The following is a 13,103-nucleotide window of genomic DNA, read 5'->3' as shown; positions in this document are numbered from 1 at the left end:
TTCTGAACCGGGGAGATTTCTATGAAAAAGTCGCGTTTTACCGACAGCCAGATCATGGCCATCCTGAAGCAAGCGGAGGTAGGAACGCCAGTGGCCGAACTGTGCCGCCAGCATGGTATGAGCATAGGAGTTGCTGTCAACTGCCAGATGGAACTTCCTACACGTTATAAATGGCTTAGACGGAGTTAATGGCATGAACACATTTATTAAAGCCCGACTTATTCAGGCTGACCTGAAAGAAATTGACCGAAAGCTTGAGGAAAAAGGCTTTGGCGACCTATTTTCGATGATATTGCTAAAGCAAGCATTAATAGCTATTGCCAACCTTGTTGATTTTGAAATAACAATAAGAAAACTATACAAGGAGAATCAAGATCTCAGTGAGATTTACCGTAAAAATTTAAAAGAATTTGAGTTTGCCAAGTATTTGAGAAATAAGTTTATTGGGCACATAAAATCTGAACTAATACAGAAATCGATAGAATGGCATCCTGAGATGCACTTATTTATAGATCGCATGTCAGATAGTCAAGTAATGTATACATATAACATATTAATTCTTGATACCGCTATAAATACTTACGTTACTGCAGACGGGAAACATAAAATTTTTGATAGTGAAACAGATCTATTTTACCCTCCAGACAGAAAACGATTTCTTATATACATTACAAGAACAATAAAAGAAAGCATTATATTTTTGGAAGAAATTTTAAATACATTCGATATTGAGACGTTATGCGTTAAAGATTCAAAAGAAATAATTAGGCTATCCATTATTGCTGGAAAGACAAACTTTGAGTTTATTAAAAAATAAATATTACATTTGGTGCCGAATTACATCACCACCATTCCACTTTTGGTGTGAGTTCAATGGGATATAGACCATAAAGGTACCTGCTATTCGCTACTTATTAACCGAGCACTCCCATGAGAAAACATGTTATATTTACTCTATCATGTGAAGTTATGAGGATACGTGCAAAGTGGCGCGTGCAATTAAAGGGTTACCCAATTTCCGAGATTTAGCGCTTACAGACCTTCGTGAGCTAGAAAGCGACTTCAGATTAGATCCTACTCCAGAGATTGAAGCCGGTGAAAATCTTGAAGCAGCAGTTGCTCTGCTGGAGTTGCACATGGGCTTTACTGAACCAGAAATGTCGATCGTGGTTAAAGAGACAATCATTGGCACGCTAAGTATTCTCAGAAATAAACTGGAACATATCGTAGAAAAACGGCTTGATGCACGCGAACAGTAGCGCCCTTACAGGGCGAGCGTCACCGCTTCGCGGTTCCGGGGCTTTGCATGCCCTGAACCCCGTTTTATACTCTGCAGCATGTATATTCCACGCCCCGCAAAATTGCTCTTCACCGTCGATGACGGCTGGAATTCGTTTCTCGGAAAATTCAGTGACCGCGTCACTCCCTGGACCCGCCTCTGCGTAGAACGCATGCTCGCCTGCGGCACCACGACCATGGGCGTACGCCGCTTCTGCTGTGCATCACCGGACTGCACCCACTCCCGCTTTTTCTGCCAGAGCTGCAAATCAAAGGCCTGCAGCTCCTGCGGCTTCAAAGCCACTGAGCAGTGGGTAGCCCGGCAGAGTCATATCCTTCCCGACTGCGACTGGCAGCACATTACCTTTACCATGCCCCACCTCCTCTGGCCCTTTTTCAACAACAACTGGCCATTACTGAATGCACTCTTCCGCGCCGCCACCCGCGCCATGCTTCGCTGGGCCCGCAGACAGGGCGTGGAGGTCGGGATCTTCTGCGCCCTGCATACATACGGCCGCCAGCTCAATCAGCACCCGCACATTCACCTCTCCGTCACCCGCGGCGGGCTGGATATCAGGCATGGCGTCTGGCGCGACCTCTTCTTTAAGAAACATGCCGTCGAGGAAATCTGGCGCGGAGCCGTCATCCGCCTGCTGCGCCACAGCCATGACCTGATAAATCCCGGCAGCCTGCCGGGGCTGGGGCATATCCGCGACAAAAAGCAGTGGCAGCGCTATCTGCAGGCGCAGTACGGGCGCCGCTGGAAGGTGCATTTTGCGAAGAAGACCCGGGGCGCCTGGCGGAGCGTCAAATACCTGGGCCGCTACCTGAAGCGACCGCCGGTGTCGGCGGCAAAGCTCAGGCACTACAGCGGCGGCGCAGTGATACACCATTACTACGACCACCGCACGCAGCAGTACCGCCAGCAGTCGCTGACCCAGGAAGAGATGCTCAGGCGCTATATCAGCCACGTGCCGGCAAAGCATTTTAAGATGGTGCGTTACTACGGTTTTTTGTCCAACCGCAAACGGGGTTCGCTGCTGCCAAAAGTCTATGAAGCCCTGCAGACGGAAGCGCGGAAAAAACCGGAACAGCCCGGCTTCGCCTCGCTGTTGAAAGGGTTCCTGCGCACGGACCCGTATCAATGCATCCTCTGTGGCAACCGGCTGCGCTTTGTCAGCGCACAGGCCGGCAGGCATGCCACGGAATTAGTGGCGGAAAGGCTGCATAACATCGCCCGGAAACGATGGCTTCTGACACAGGCCGCACGATAAGTGCGCCCGAAAAATGGGTTTCCGGTTAAAAACACACCGAAAACCGTATTTTATTGTCATGATTTCCCCGACAACATACCATCACTGCGTTTCGGGAGCCTGTGTTCATGGTCAGTGAGTTTTTAAAACGTTTTTCCAGATTCCTAACCATGAACATTAGCGCCCTTACAGGGCGAGCGTCACCGCTTCGCGGTTCCGATGGTATTCCATTTTGGCCGCAGGCAGTGGCTCACAATCCTCATGTACTGCGTGTACGCTCCGGTTGTTCCGCGCTGTCCGTGACCAAACTGGCTGCATCAATCTACGCCTACTGGGATAGTCTCTAAATCCGGCCGAGCTGCGGGCACGAAAAAAACGCCTACTGTGAACTGACCTCATAATGTTGGGCGGTTTCTATCCAAGAAAATTTGGCTGTTAGCTTGTGTGACATGGTTTACAGCAGTAGTAGCAACCATATGGTTAATTTTAAGACACGGACGCTTCATGAAATCTATCAGACTACTCACTTTCATCCTGCCATTTCTTCTGGTTGTCTGCTCTGGTACACAGGCTTGTGACAGTACATCATCTGGCAGTGTCTCTTCGGCAACGACAGCAATTACCACTCACGATAAGAACAGAAAGCTGCGGATACAGTTTGATGTTGATGTAGACGGAAGAGTTCAGAATACACAAATCCTTGAATCGACAACAACTCCGGAGTTTGAGCGAAAAGTTATTAGTTTAATTAATGAATGGCGCTATGAAAAAGGGAAACCGGGAAAAAACCTCAGAATAGTAGTCCGCGAATTCAGATAATAAGCTTCCATCGTAAACGGTGATCTGGCAGCCTGAGTTCACAGACAAAACACTCTCCCGGAAAACCGGGGCGGTTCAGTGTCCCGTAACTATTTTTTGTACAGTTCAGCATTGGCATGGCTGTCCAAAAAATGCTCTTAAGCTATTAAAGAACGTCCGAAAACGCTCAATACTCAACCAGAAATCACATTTCGGAAAAGATTCCTACGGAATCTTTTGGTATGAAGGGAGATTAAGGGACACAGCCTAGTGTCCTGTTTAGTCGACCACATCAGTGAGATGAAGAAAAGTTGGCACTTATCGCAGCAAACGGGTTATGGTCATTTGTGGTGTATGGGGATTCGAAGAGGATGGCGTATCCTGCTGATTGATTTCTTCCCGGATTTCAACAACAGAGAGAGGATACGCCATGTCCAAGTCTACCCTACAGGTGTTGCCTGAGCCAGTTGTGGCCACCGACCCACTCCATGATTAAATCCGGTAAACCCCCGAAAAATCCGGGGGGTTACCGGATTTAATTAGTGGTCTTTGCAAAGCTAGACTGACGACTTAGCGTTGTACTTAAGATTTGAATCCGCCGTAAATGATAGTTTCTCAATCGGTCCAGAGAATGTACTTAACATTTCGTCACTACGAGGGAAATTGTTATGAAGTTATCAGACGCTGAAAAGCTAACATTAGCGATGGTTTGTGAAATACATACATCGTTAAAGCTCAATAATACTGGCTATAACTCAAAACTTATTAGTGATGCACTTGAATCTGGTAACACGTGGGCTATCGACTGGAAATATTCTGATGTTCTTGGCTTTGAAGAAGTGGTTGATCCCCCCGATCTTACACAGGTTGTCGATGTTATGGATATGGTGGGAGTTCCTGGAGGAAGGTTTTGATAAACTGTCGGTGGATGAAAAAGGACAGCTTGTAGAGAAGGCGGCACCATTTGGCCTAGAAGTTAAATTTACCGGATTCGATGGAAACAACGAAACAAAGTTAATGAGTATTACGCGGTTCTTAGTTAATAAAATGGATCTTTTCCAGCGTTTTAATGGTAGAGATTTCAATTCCCATATTCCTTCGATGGCTGGCTATTTGCGAATGTATGCCGTCTTTAAACCTTGGTTTGATAACTACCCCAATCGTCCTTTAAACCTCGATGAGATAGCAGGGATCTTGAACGCCAGAAGACATCCAAAAACATAAGAATTGCAAATGTATTTTTAGCAAGAGCGCGAATTCAGATAATAAGTGCAACGCCCGGTCATATGGGTGGACGGGTAATGCCTCCACGCGGGCGAGGTGTGAATTTCGCAGGCAGAACGCGAAGCACTGTCGCTGAATCAGGCCGGCCGGTGTGGTAAGCTGGTCTTTTCTGAATGGACCAGACAGGCGCATGAAAAAATCCACCCCGGTGCCGCATGATGCGGCCTTCAAGGCCTTCCTGACAAACCCCGACACCGCCCGGGACTTCATCGCCCTTCACCTCCCGGCAGAGCTGCGCGCCGTCTGCGACCTCAGCACCCTGAAGCTCGAATCCGGCAGCTTTGTCGAGGAGAGCCTCCGCGCCTACTACAGCGATGTGCTCTGGAGCCTGAAGACCACCGCCGGCGACGGCTACATTCACGTCCTGATTGAGCACCAGAGTTCGCCGGACAAACACATGGCCTTCCGCCTGCTGCGCTATGCTGTGGCTGCGATGCAGCGCCATCTGGATGCGGGGCATAAAAAACTGCCGCTGGTCATTCCGGTGCTGTTCTACACCGGGAAGCGCAGCCCGTACCCGTACTCCACCCGCTGGCTGGATGAGTTTGATGACCCGGTGCTGGCCGGACAGCTGTATGCCGGGCCCTTTCCTCTGGTTGACGTCACCGTCATTCCGGACGACGACATCATGACCCACCGCAGCATGGCGGCGCTGACGTTGCTGCAGAAACATATCCATCAGCGTGACCTGGCCGGCCTGCTCGACCGGCTGGCCACGGTGCTGCTGACCGGACATCTCACGGGACAGCAGCTGATATCGCTGATAAACTATCTGGTACAGGCCGGCGAGACCGACGACGCCGAAGCCTTTGTACGTCAACTGGCACAGCGGGTGCCGCAGCACGGGGACACACTGATGACAATTGCACAGCAGCTGGAACAGAAGGGCATCGAGAAGGGCATTCAGCTGGGCGAGCAGCGCGGTATCGAAAAGGGTAAACTTGAAGCCCGACTCGACGTGGCCCGCACGATGCTGGACAACGGTCTGGACCGCAGCACGGTCATGAAAATGACAGGCCTGTCCGAGGACGACCTGTCGCAGCTGCGCCACTGAGTGTTTTAGTCCTGACCTTTTTCCTGCCCGGCGGTCAGCCGGTACTGCCGCGACACGGCGTCACCTTCTGCCACCGCCTGCCAGCCGAACGTGGTCAGCAGTTCCACCATCCCTTCGCTTCTTCCGGTGATGCGCGCCATCACCGGCCCGGTCTGCCTGCCTTTCCCGTCAAATGCCGCGTCCAGATTCGTTTTCAGCAGATACACCGCATTCACCGCCTCACTCAGCACCACCGCATGACGGCCTGACCACTCCCGGTCGCTGAGCAGCCAGTACTCCCAGCCGGCTTCCCTTGACGATTCGACGGCATACGTCAGGCGGAACAGGTCACTCTGCTCCCGGAGTTCACCGGTGCAGGCGCGCCAGAAATAATCCAGCTTCCCGGGCAGGTTCGCCCGCACGCCGTACAGCCGTCCCTGCTTCAGCAGCCATTCGATATCCGGGGTGACGTCGCGGGAAAAGCGCCGCTGCTTCAGGGCGGTGGCCAGCCAGCGGGTGAGAAACAGGTTTTCCTGCGCCGGCGAGGTCAGGGTGCCGTCCTGCCGGGCCATGCCCAGCGCGACGAGGGCGCACCATGCCAGATGACCGGCCTGTTCAGTCTGTGTCACGGCGGGACGGGTCCTTCTCAGAATTTCGGGGCTTTTTCGCAAAACGGGCGCGGATGGCAGCGATGTTGCGCCGGGCATGCTGCTCCTCGGAGGCGGTGACCGTGCCGGCGGGTTCGCCGCTGAGGTCCACCCGCGAGGTGCCGGCTGTCACCGTGCGCAGGTACTCCAGCCGGCTGACCAGAAAGCGAATGGCCTGCTTCCACTCCTCCTCGCAGAGCCCGGCCTGCGGATTCGCGGCAATCCACGCGATGACATCGGCATGAATACCGGTTTTCACCGGCCGGAACTGACGGGCACCGGCGTCCGGCCACAACAGGGGGAATGCCGTCGCCACCTTGCCAACATTAACCCAGGAGCGGGCGGTGCGGCGCTGCTTTTTGCTGAGCCCGGGTTTTGCGGTGTCAGGCGCGGTGACCACCGGGTCAGCGGAAGAGATGTTTTCCGGCATACAGCCCTCATGCGGAATGTATTCAGTAGCCTTAATTATACACTATCCTGATGATATACAACACAATTCAACCCTTTTATTTGATGCGCAACCGCGCATAAAAGGCGGCACTGCTCAGTTAAGGACAGGCTCTGATGTCAGTCCGCCGCAGCCCGGCGTCAGCCGGCCCGGGATGAAAGGTTTCCCCGATACCTCCCTTCGCCCTGACCAGCCAGACCCGCTTAAAACCGCACAGCAGCCGCTGTGCGCCACCGGAGTGGCTCCGGCAAGGCAACGCCGCCGCCGGGGCGTATCTCCGCGTTAGCGGGCCGTCAGGGCCGCTTACGGGCGTGTACCCCGGAACTGACCGCAGCACCTCTCACAGCCACCCCAAAACCACTAGTTACAACATCCGTCATTGAAAGCGATGCTTTTCCCGGCCCTGCGGGCCGGGGGAGGCGGCGCTGTTCGGTGGCGGGGAGGGGCACCGGGGTGCCGGTCTGCGCCGGCTTTGTGCCTGATTCATCCGAATGCTGTAACTAAGTACATCGGAGGTCTTATGCCCGTCGCTTGCGACGGGAGGAACTTTTGATTTTCTGACCGCGCGGACGGGAGTCCGCTGCACAGGTCAGGCCTTTCTGTCGTCTGTCCACAGGGCAGGCGATGAACAGGTTTTATTTTTATATGAAGTTATTAAAGGTCTTTTACAGGAGGTTCTGAGCAGGGGTTTAAAAGAAACCACGCACCTTAAAACCTGAACGGCCGGCGCTTAATCACCGGGTCGGGTTGAACCTTACGGAAAGTTCCCTTGCACTTAGTCGTGGATAACCGTCCGCGACGGGAAAATGATGCCGGAAAGGGACCGTTCAGGGGCGGTGATGTGCGCGGAAAGGGGAAAAACCGGGGGGCCGAGCCCGTGATGCGGATGAAAAATGCGCGTTGCCCGGCCACGGACGTGCGAAAACCTCCGGCGTCAGCCGGATGATGTCAGGGGGCAGGTTATATCGGGACGGTCGCCAGCCGGGTGTAATTGTTCCCGCGCGACAGCAGCATGCGCTCCTTCACCCGCCGCGCCTGCTCGCGCTTCACGGCGTCCAGCGTGCCGGTGAACCGCCCTTCGGCGATGTCCCGCGTCAGCTGGCGCTTCACGAGGGTGTCGATATCCCGGCGGCTGCGCTCTGCGTCCCGGCGGGCGGTGGCCCGCCGCTGGCCGTGGGCTTTGCGCTCCCGCTGGTAGGCCCGGAAACGCTCGCGCACAAAGCGCCACGCCTTCGCTATCAGCTCATCCGTTTCGAGCCGGGGCAGCTGCTGCTTCTCCCGCAGCCGGTTCTCCCACTCCACCCGGCTGCGTCTTGCCGCCGCCACCGCCACGTCAGACACGTCCAGCGCCGAAAACAGCGCCGGGGTGAAGGTGATGTCGGTCGGGATATTGCAGCCGGTCTGCGGATCATACTCGGTGTCATAGGTGATGAGCCCCAGCTCCGCCATAAACTTCAGCGCCCGGGTCGCCCGGGTCACCGACAGGTTGCCGCGCTGCGACTCCGTGGCCAGCCCGCACTCAATGGCGAGGTTGGTCACCGAACGCTGCACGCGGTTGGCCAGCGGATCGTAATGGAAGCACATCCCCTGCAGCAGCGCGTCAATCGCCCGGCGGCGCAGCACCGGCGGCAGCCGGTGGCGTTTACCCAGCGAGCGCATGAACGCCACGTGCATCGGGAACGCGAAACGGGAGGTGAAGCCGGCGGCTTTTTCCATCAGCCTGCGACAGAACGGCAGGGTCTTTTTGTCCTCGCCCGGCGCGAACGCCGGATGCGGGTTACGCACCTGCCGGTAGTGAGTGAACGGGGTCTGCGGGTCAGTCACACCATCCTGCGCTTATGTTGCGCAGAAGGAGCGAGCACAGAAGGTATTGCAGTTTTCTGAGCATGTCACTATACTCCCCGTACAGAGCAACAGCTTCTGTACAGTTTAAGTAGGCCCCGTTAATCTTCTCAGTCGCCAAACATAGAAAGATTATCGGGGTTTTTGCTTTTCTGAAGCCGGATGATTTAACCGCCTCAGTTCCCTGCCACCTTACGGCGTGGCCCGCCAGAAATTCTTCAGTCGTTCAGTAATCTAGCATCAGCATGGGGAAGAATCAAGAAAGTAACTTAGTTACACTTAGGTAACGTTAGTTTTCATAGCTTTCTCTTTTAAAATCCATCGCTCAATCATTTCTGTCTGAGTCAAACCTGAATCCTCACAGAGCTGCAGAAGTACACTCTTTAGCTCGTTCTGGATAAAGACATTGATTGCAGTATGTGTCTCTTTTTTCCGCAAAACAGATCTTCTCTGTTTTTCTGCACCAGAGAGCGGATTTCCCTTTCTGTATGCTCGTTTAGATGAGGAAGTTTTTGCATTTACGATCTGCGACATCTCTGCCTCCTCATGGTTCAGACAAGGATCGTTTCGCAGAGCATACTACAGATTCCACAAATCAGCGACTTAACTTTAACCGGAAGTGTGAACCCTGTTGGCGCAGGGCTCACACTGAAAAGGAGAAGAGGGGATAACTGAACAGCGTCACCTCAGTACGCGGATGACCACGCGGTGCCGCTGTCCCATCGTGACTGCCAGTGCGCCAGATACTGCTGCGCCAGCGCCGGCATGTCGCGGATAACCAGCACGTTCTCTGAGTTGCGGGTCGCCCCGGAACGGGTGAAATTCATGCTCCCGGTCTCCACCGTCCGACCGTCCACAATCATCACCTTGTCGTGCAGGATGGCGTAACGGCTGTTGGTTCTCACCGGGATACCGGCATTCACCAGCGTGTTCATCGCCGCCTGACCGCTTCTGTTGCGGTTGCCCTTGTCATCCAGCACCACTTTCACGTCGACGCCGCGCCGGTGCGCCTGTACCAGCGCCCGGACCACCTCCGGGGAGGTGAAGGAGTACCCCATCAGGCGGATACTGTGCTGCGCGCTGCCGACAGTGCCGAGGACCAGCGTCAGGCCGCTGCCCTCCGGTGAAAAACCGGCTTCAGCGGAAGGGGCGCCACAGCCGGCGCAGGGCCACAACCGTCAGGACAGGCAACAGCAGCCAGCCGGCATTGACTGAGCCGGGATACGCTGACCCCGGCGAACATACATCCCGTATATTCACCGGCGTGACCTCATCACAATACCCTTATGTGCTTCCATCGCCCTCGCGAGCAGGGCGCGCCTGAAAGAATTGGGCAAAAAGGTGTCTGCGATGATTTCAGTCATCAGCCATGCCAGAGCGGAGACAACCAGCGCAAACTTCAGCAGACCTCCGGCCATGTACACAAGGTATTCCGGCTCGGCATTGCGCAGTTGCGTCACTACCTGCGCACCTTCTTCCGGCAACCACCAGACGAGACAGGCCACGAGCGCCAGAATGACCGCAGGTGCAGACAGCACGCCCCGCCTGATTAGGTGCGCTATCAGCCGCAGCAGGTCCGCTGTCTGTTGAATAAACACCGCATCATCCTGCAGCACCATCCATTCGTACCGGGCTTTCTCATGACGCGGAAGAGTGAGCACCACCGTCGTGCCGCTGCGCAAAGCGACAGCAGGTGACACCATCATGCTCCTCACCCGGTCGGTGTGCCGCGCATACAGAGCCAGACCACCCCAGAACAGGGCGACAGACAGCATGAACATGGAGAAGAACAGCAGCACGGAGAAGCTACCGAACAGCGAGAGCAGCGCAGCCAGAAAAATAGCCAGTGTCAGACCGTACACCCCACAAAAAAGCTGTTGTGCCGGACGCAACAGGAAGTAATGAAGCATGGTGAATCCCTTTTTATGTAAGGCAGATGTTAAGCGGGTGTATAATTTATAGCCTATGGATGACGGGCCTTATCAATGGCCTTCTGCAGCGGTCCGGCCTCAGTCATGCCGGCAAACACCGTGGTGTTCTCTGTGACGGCTCCGCTGACCGGCATAATGTGATGCCCGGGTACCGGTGAAGCCCGTTGCGGTGGCAATGTCGTTAATGTCCGTGAGCGTGGCGTTGATATCTCCGATGCCGGCAGGCGTGAACTGAAGTTTCCCGGACGCTTTTTCCACCGCCGCGTCCGTCAGCCGGCCTTCCGTTAACCCGCCGGCAAACAGGGCGTGGTGATAGCGGAGGTACGCCTCCGCCCCTGAGTTTTCCGGACCTGCAGCCCGGTATTTGCCGCCAGCAGGGAGTCATAACAGACGCAGCAATGCACAAAGCGCGTGTCAGCTTCATGATGTTCCTTGTTTAACCGTGAGTGGGGTAATGCGAAGAGACCCGGCCTGCTGCGGTCATGAGCGACATCAGCGGACAGCCGGGGTTATTTCAGCGACGAAACAAAACAATCAGGGACCGGAAGGGCGCCCCCTCAGTCCAGCACGTTCCAGTCAGGAAGGTTGTTGACCTTTTTTCGCCACAGGTGAAACAGCGCCATAAAGAAACCAAACAACAGACCAGCACAGAGACTGAGACCACAGGCAACCAGTGGCGGCATCCCCTGCGCCCGCCATGTACCGAAATACATCACCGGCCCCCACAGCGCGCCGAACAGTATCGTCATCCACACCAGCATCTGCCGGAACGACAAAAACGGCAGCGGGGGTATCTTCAGGCCCAGCTTCCACAGACCATGCAGCAGAGGGGGCATACTGTTGCTGCGCCACATTTTCCGGCTGTCCATCAGCGCAATGGCTTTTTGTTTTCTTCGCTCAAACTGCTCAGACGTCATTGTTTCCTCCCTGTTAAACGGTGTGTTCGTGCGCGCCTGCCATCCGGGCCTGCCGCTGCGCCTGCTTCGCCATCCGCCCCCGGGCATAGGCTTCTTCCTCCGCCGTGACCGTGGCGACCACCTTGCCGTGGATATCCACCCGCACCGCCCCGGTCCGCATCCGCGACAGATACACATCCGCGCGGGTGAGACTCTTCAGGCAGATAAGGACCAGCTTGTGCGACAGCGGCAGAGCCTGATGTTCGATATCCGCAAACAGCGCCTCCCGCGTTCCCGTCGCCAGCAGATGCGGCCTGTCGCCCTCAAACAGCTGCGGCCAGAACGCTTTCAGGGTGGTGATGGCCTGCTCTGCGGGTAACAGTGTCAGGTAGCGCACCGGGGGCGGCGCTTTCACCGTCTCTGCGGCGACCGGTGCCGGCGTGGCCGGCAGGGCAGCGGCCTTAGCCTTCGCCAGCTGCGCTTTTTTCACCTTCCATGCCGGCGGCGTGGTCACCGTGATGACCTTTTTGCGGTGCACCACGCGCGCGGCGTCAGACTCCGGCGATGCTGCGGGGGTATCCGCTGCCGGTTTGCGTTTCAGGCTCAGAACAGGGCGTTTTTCTTCTGACATAGCGATACAGTTCAATTTTTATTCGGTTTCGGTAAGTGTATAATACGCGAGCGGCTTTATCGCTTCATTCTACCGCGCCAGTGAATGATAAATCCGTTCTCCAGAACAATTAAAAGCTCTTAGCATTGTTCCGTTTTGGTGTCCCGGTCTCTGGCCGGGCCTTTTTTTTATCACAGCGTCGCCAGCCCCCCCAGCAGCGCCAGATGCACTGCACAGAACGCCGCAAAGAAGTGACGCGGCCAGAAACGCTTAAGCGTCTTTCCGGACTCCGTACACACCGCCAGCGCCAGCACCGCGATGGCCAGTCCGCCCACGGACTGCAGCGCATCCCCGGGATTCATCAGCAGCACCATTACCGCCCACCACCACAGGCTGTTCAGCTGTGAGAAATGTTGCCAGAGGATTTGTGTATAAGAGACAGGGCAAAGCCGGGGGTTTACCGGATTTAATTATAAACAAGTTCCCAGGTCGCCCAGCTGGTCAACGGACCGCTGGTTGCTTTTTCCGGCGCTGGCGTAACGTAGCCAATGTAATAGGTAAATACGCCGCCATCCACCGCTTTTTCTACCAGCGGCACCCGGTTTTGCAAGGGGTCGGCGGGAACAATTTTATTACTTTTATCCAGCGTATTATTGTCATTAGTCGACAGCGCGAGGAAAATATGGCTGGCGCCGTCCGCCCGCGTATTCCTCAGATAACCAGCATCTTCATTGCTGACCGCATTGACCGTAAATCCGTCAACCCAGCGCACGTTAACCAGGCGGATCTCGTCTTTATCCGCCGCGCCGCCGTCGTGACGCAGCTGGCAGTTCGAGAGTTCCAGCGTAAAAGGCTGCGGCTTCATAAATGCCCCGGCGCCGCGATCGTGTACTTCGGCCAGGCTGACCGGCGCCAGCCAGACGCTGCCGCTCCCCGCGTTGTTGCCGCCGTTCAGCGCCACGCTACAGGAGATATCCGTCACCCGTCCGGCAAAATCCACCCGCCCCCGATCGTAGTTGGTCTCAAAACCCGACGCCGGGGAGGCCATCAGCATCCCGCTGATCAGAGCCAGACTGAATGAGT

18 protein-coding genes and 1 pseudogene are annotated in these 13,103 nt (G+C 55.3%); 8 read left to right on the top strand and 11 right to left on the bottom strand.

Going from position 1 to position 13,103, the window contains the following annotated elements:
- Positions 1 to 21: 21 nt before the first annotated feature.
- The 8 genes and pseudogenes from ABOC21_RS06595 to ABOC21_RS06560 form a co-directional block, all read left to right on the top strand.
- Positions 22 to 124: pseudogene (locus ABOC21_RS06595) on the top strand (transposase); the annotation flags it as partial.
- Positions 125 to 193: 69 nt separating this feature from the next.
- On the top strand, positions 194 to 817 hold the full coding sequence (locus ABOC21_RS06590; RefSeq protein WP_426812637.1) for a hypothetical protein: 624 nt from the start codon (positions 194 to 196) through the stop codon (positions 815 to 817).
- Between the two features lie 169 nt (positions 818 to 986).
- Positions 987 to 1,259: a hypothetical protein gene (locus ABOC21_RS06585; RefSeq protein WP_426812636.1), complete on the top strand. Its 273-nt coding sequence runs from the start codon at positions 987 to 989 to the stop codon at positions 1,257 to 1,259.
- Positions 1,260 to 1,337: 78 nt separating this feature from the next.
- Entirely contained in the window at positions 1,338 to 2,552 is a 1,215-nt protein-coding gene (locus tag ABOC21_RS06580; protein ID WP_426812635.1) for an IS91 family transposase, read from the top strand.
- A 483-nt stretch (positions 2,553 to 3,035) separates the two neighbouring features.
- Complete coding sequence (locus ABOC21_RS06575; protein WP_426812634.1) at positions 3,036 to 3,350, top strand: TonB family protein; 315 nt, start codon at positions 3,036 to 3,038, stop codon at positions 3,348 to 3,350.
- A 647-nt stretch (positions 3,351 to 3,997) separates the two neighbouring features.
- Positions 3,998 to 4,243: a hypothetical protein gene (locus tag ABOC21_RS06570; RefSeq protein ID WP_426812633.1), complete on the top strand. Its 246-nt coding sequence runs from the start codon at positions 3,998 to 4,000 to the stop codon at positions 4,241 to 4,243.
- A complete protein-coding gene (locus ABOC21_RS06565) occupies positions 4,203 to 4,553 on the top strand; it encodes a YfbU family protein (RefSeq protein ID WP_426812632.1) in 351 nt (116 codons plus the stop codon). Before ABOC21_RS06570 ends, ABOC21_RS06565 begins: the two co-directional genes overlap by 41 nt.
- A gap of 190 nt (positions 4,554 to 4,743) precedes the next feature.
- Entirely contained in the window at positions 4,744 to 5,667 is a 924-nt protein-coding gene (locus tag ABOC21_RS06560) for an Rpn family recombination-promoting nuclease/putative transposase (RefSeq protein ID WP_426812631.1), read from the top strand.
- A gap of 5 nt (positions 5,668 to 5,672) precedes the next feature.
- Here the strand turns inward: ABOC21_RS06560 and ABOC21_RS06555 are convergent, their stop codons facing one another.
- The 11 genes from ABOC21_RS06555 to ABOC21_RS06505 form a co-directional block, all read right to left on the bottom strand.
- Complete coding sequence (locus ABOC21_RS06555; RefSeq protein ID WP_426812630.1) at positions 5,673 to 6,275, bottom strand: DUF2913 family protein; 603 nt, start codon at positions 6,273 to 6,275, stop codon at positions 5,673 to 5,675.
- Positions 6,262 to 6,723 (bottom strand): ProQ/FINO family protein, encoded by a 462-nt coding sequence (locus ABOC21_RS06550; protein WP_426812629.1) that lies wholly within the window; start codon positions 6,721 to 6,723, stop codon positions 6,262 to 6,264. The genes ABOC21_RS06555 and ABOC21_RS06550 overlap by 14 nt, the downstream gene beginning before the upstream one ends.
- 978 nt (positions 6,724 to 7,701) lie before the next feature.
- The gene (gene repA, locus ABOC21_RS06545) at positions 7,702 to 8,565 is read right to left on the bottom strand and encodes an incFII family plasmid replication initiator RepA (protein WP_426812628.1); all 864 of its coding nucleotides are present in this window, start codon (positions 8,563 to 8,565) and stop codon (positions 7,702 to 7,704) included.
- Complete coding sequence (gene tap / locus ABOC21_RS06540; RefSeq protein WP_342122744.1) at positions 8,558 to 8,629, bottom strand: RepA leader peptide Tap; 72 nt, start codon at positions 8,627 to 8,629, stop codon at positions 8,558 to 8,560. The genes repA and tap overlap by 8 nt, the downstream gene beginning before the upstream one ends.
- 233 nt (positions 8,630 to 8,862) lie before the next feature.
- Positions 8,863 to 9,117, bottom strand: a complete 255-nt coding sequence (locus ABOC21_RS06535) for a replication regulatory protein RepA (RefSeq protein ID WP_426812627.1) — start codon at positions 9,115 to 9,117, stop codon at positions 8,863 to 8,865.
- Positions 9,118 to 9,269: 152 nt separating this feature from the next.
- Positions 9,270 to 9,758 (bottom strand): phospholipase D family protein, encoded by a 489-nt coding sequence (locus ABOC21_RS06530; RefSeq protein ID WP_426812665.1) that lies wholly within the window; start codon positions 9,756 to 9,758, stop codon positions 9,270 to 9,272.
- 81 nt (positions 9,759 to 9,839) lie between these two features.
- Positions 9,840 to 10,493, bottom strand: coding sequence for a hypothetical protein (locus ABOC21_RS06525; RefSeq protein WP_426812664.1), 654 nt, complete (start codon positions 10,491 to 10,493; stop codon positions 9,840 to 9,842).
- 578 nt (positions 10,494 to 11,071) lie between these two features.
- Positions 11,072 to 11,431, bottom strand: coding sequence for a DUF6404 family protein (locus tag ABOC21_RS06520; RefSeq protein ID WP_426812663.1), 360 nt, complete (start codon positions 11,429 to 11,431; stop codon positions 11,072 to 11,074).
- 13 nt (positions 11,432 to 11,444) lie between these two features.
- Entirely contained in the window at positions 11,445 to 12,041 is a 597-nt protein-coding gene (locus ABOC21_RS06515) for a fertility inhibition protein FinO (protein ID WP_426812662.1), read from the bottom strand.
- Positions 12,042 to 12,211: 170 nt separating this feature from the next.
- Positions 12,212 to 12,445: a TraX family protein gene (locus ABOC21_RS06510; RefSeq protein ID WP_426812669.1), complete on the bottom strand. Its 234-nt coding sequence runs from the start codon at positions 12,443 to 12,445 to the stop codon at positions 12,212 to 12,214.
- 41 nt (positions 12,446 to 12,486) lie between these two features.
- Positions 12,487 to 13,074, bottom strand: a complete 588-nt coding sequence (locus ABOC21_RS06505) for a fimbrial protein (protein ID WP_426812668.1) — start codon at positions 13,072 to 13,074, stop codon at positions 12,487 to 12,489.
- Between the last annotated feature and the right edge of the window lie 29 nt (positions 13,075 to 13,103).

The organism is Klebsiella sp. WOUb02, assembly GCF_050058015.1.
Taxonomy (GTDB): domain Bacteria; phylum Pseudomonadota; class Gammaproteobacteria; order Enterobacterales; family Enterobacteriaceae; genus Klebsiella.
Note: the sequence above shows the minus strand (reverse complement) of the source record. Positions and strands in the feature narration are given on the sequence as shown.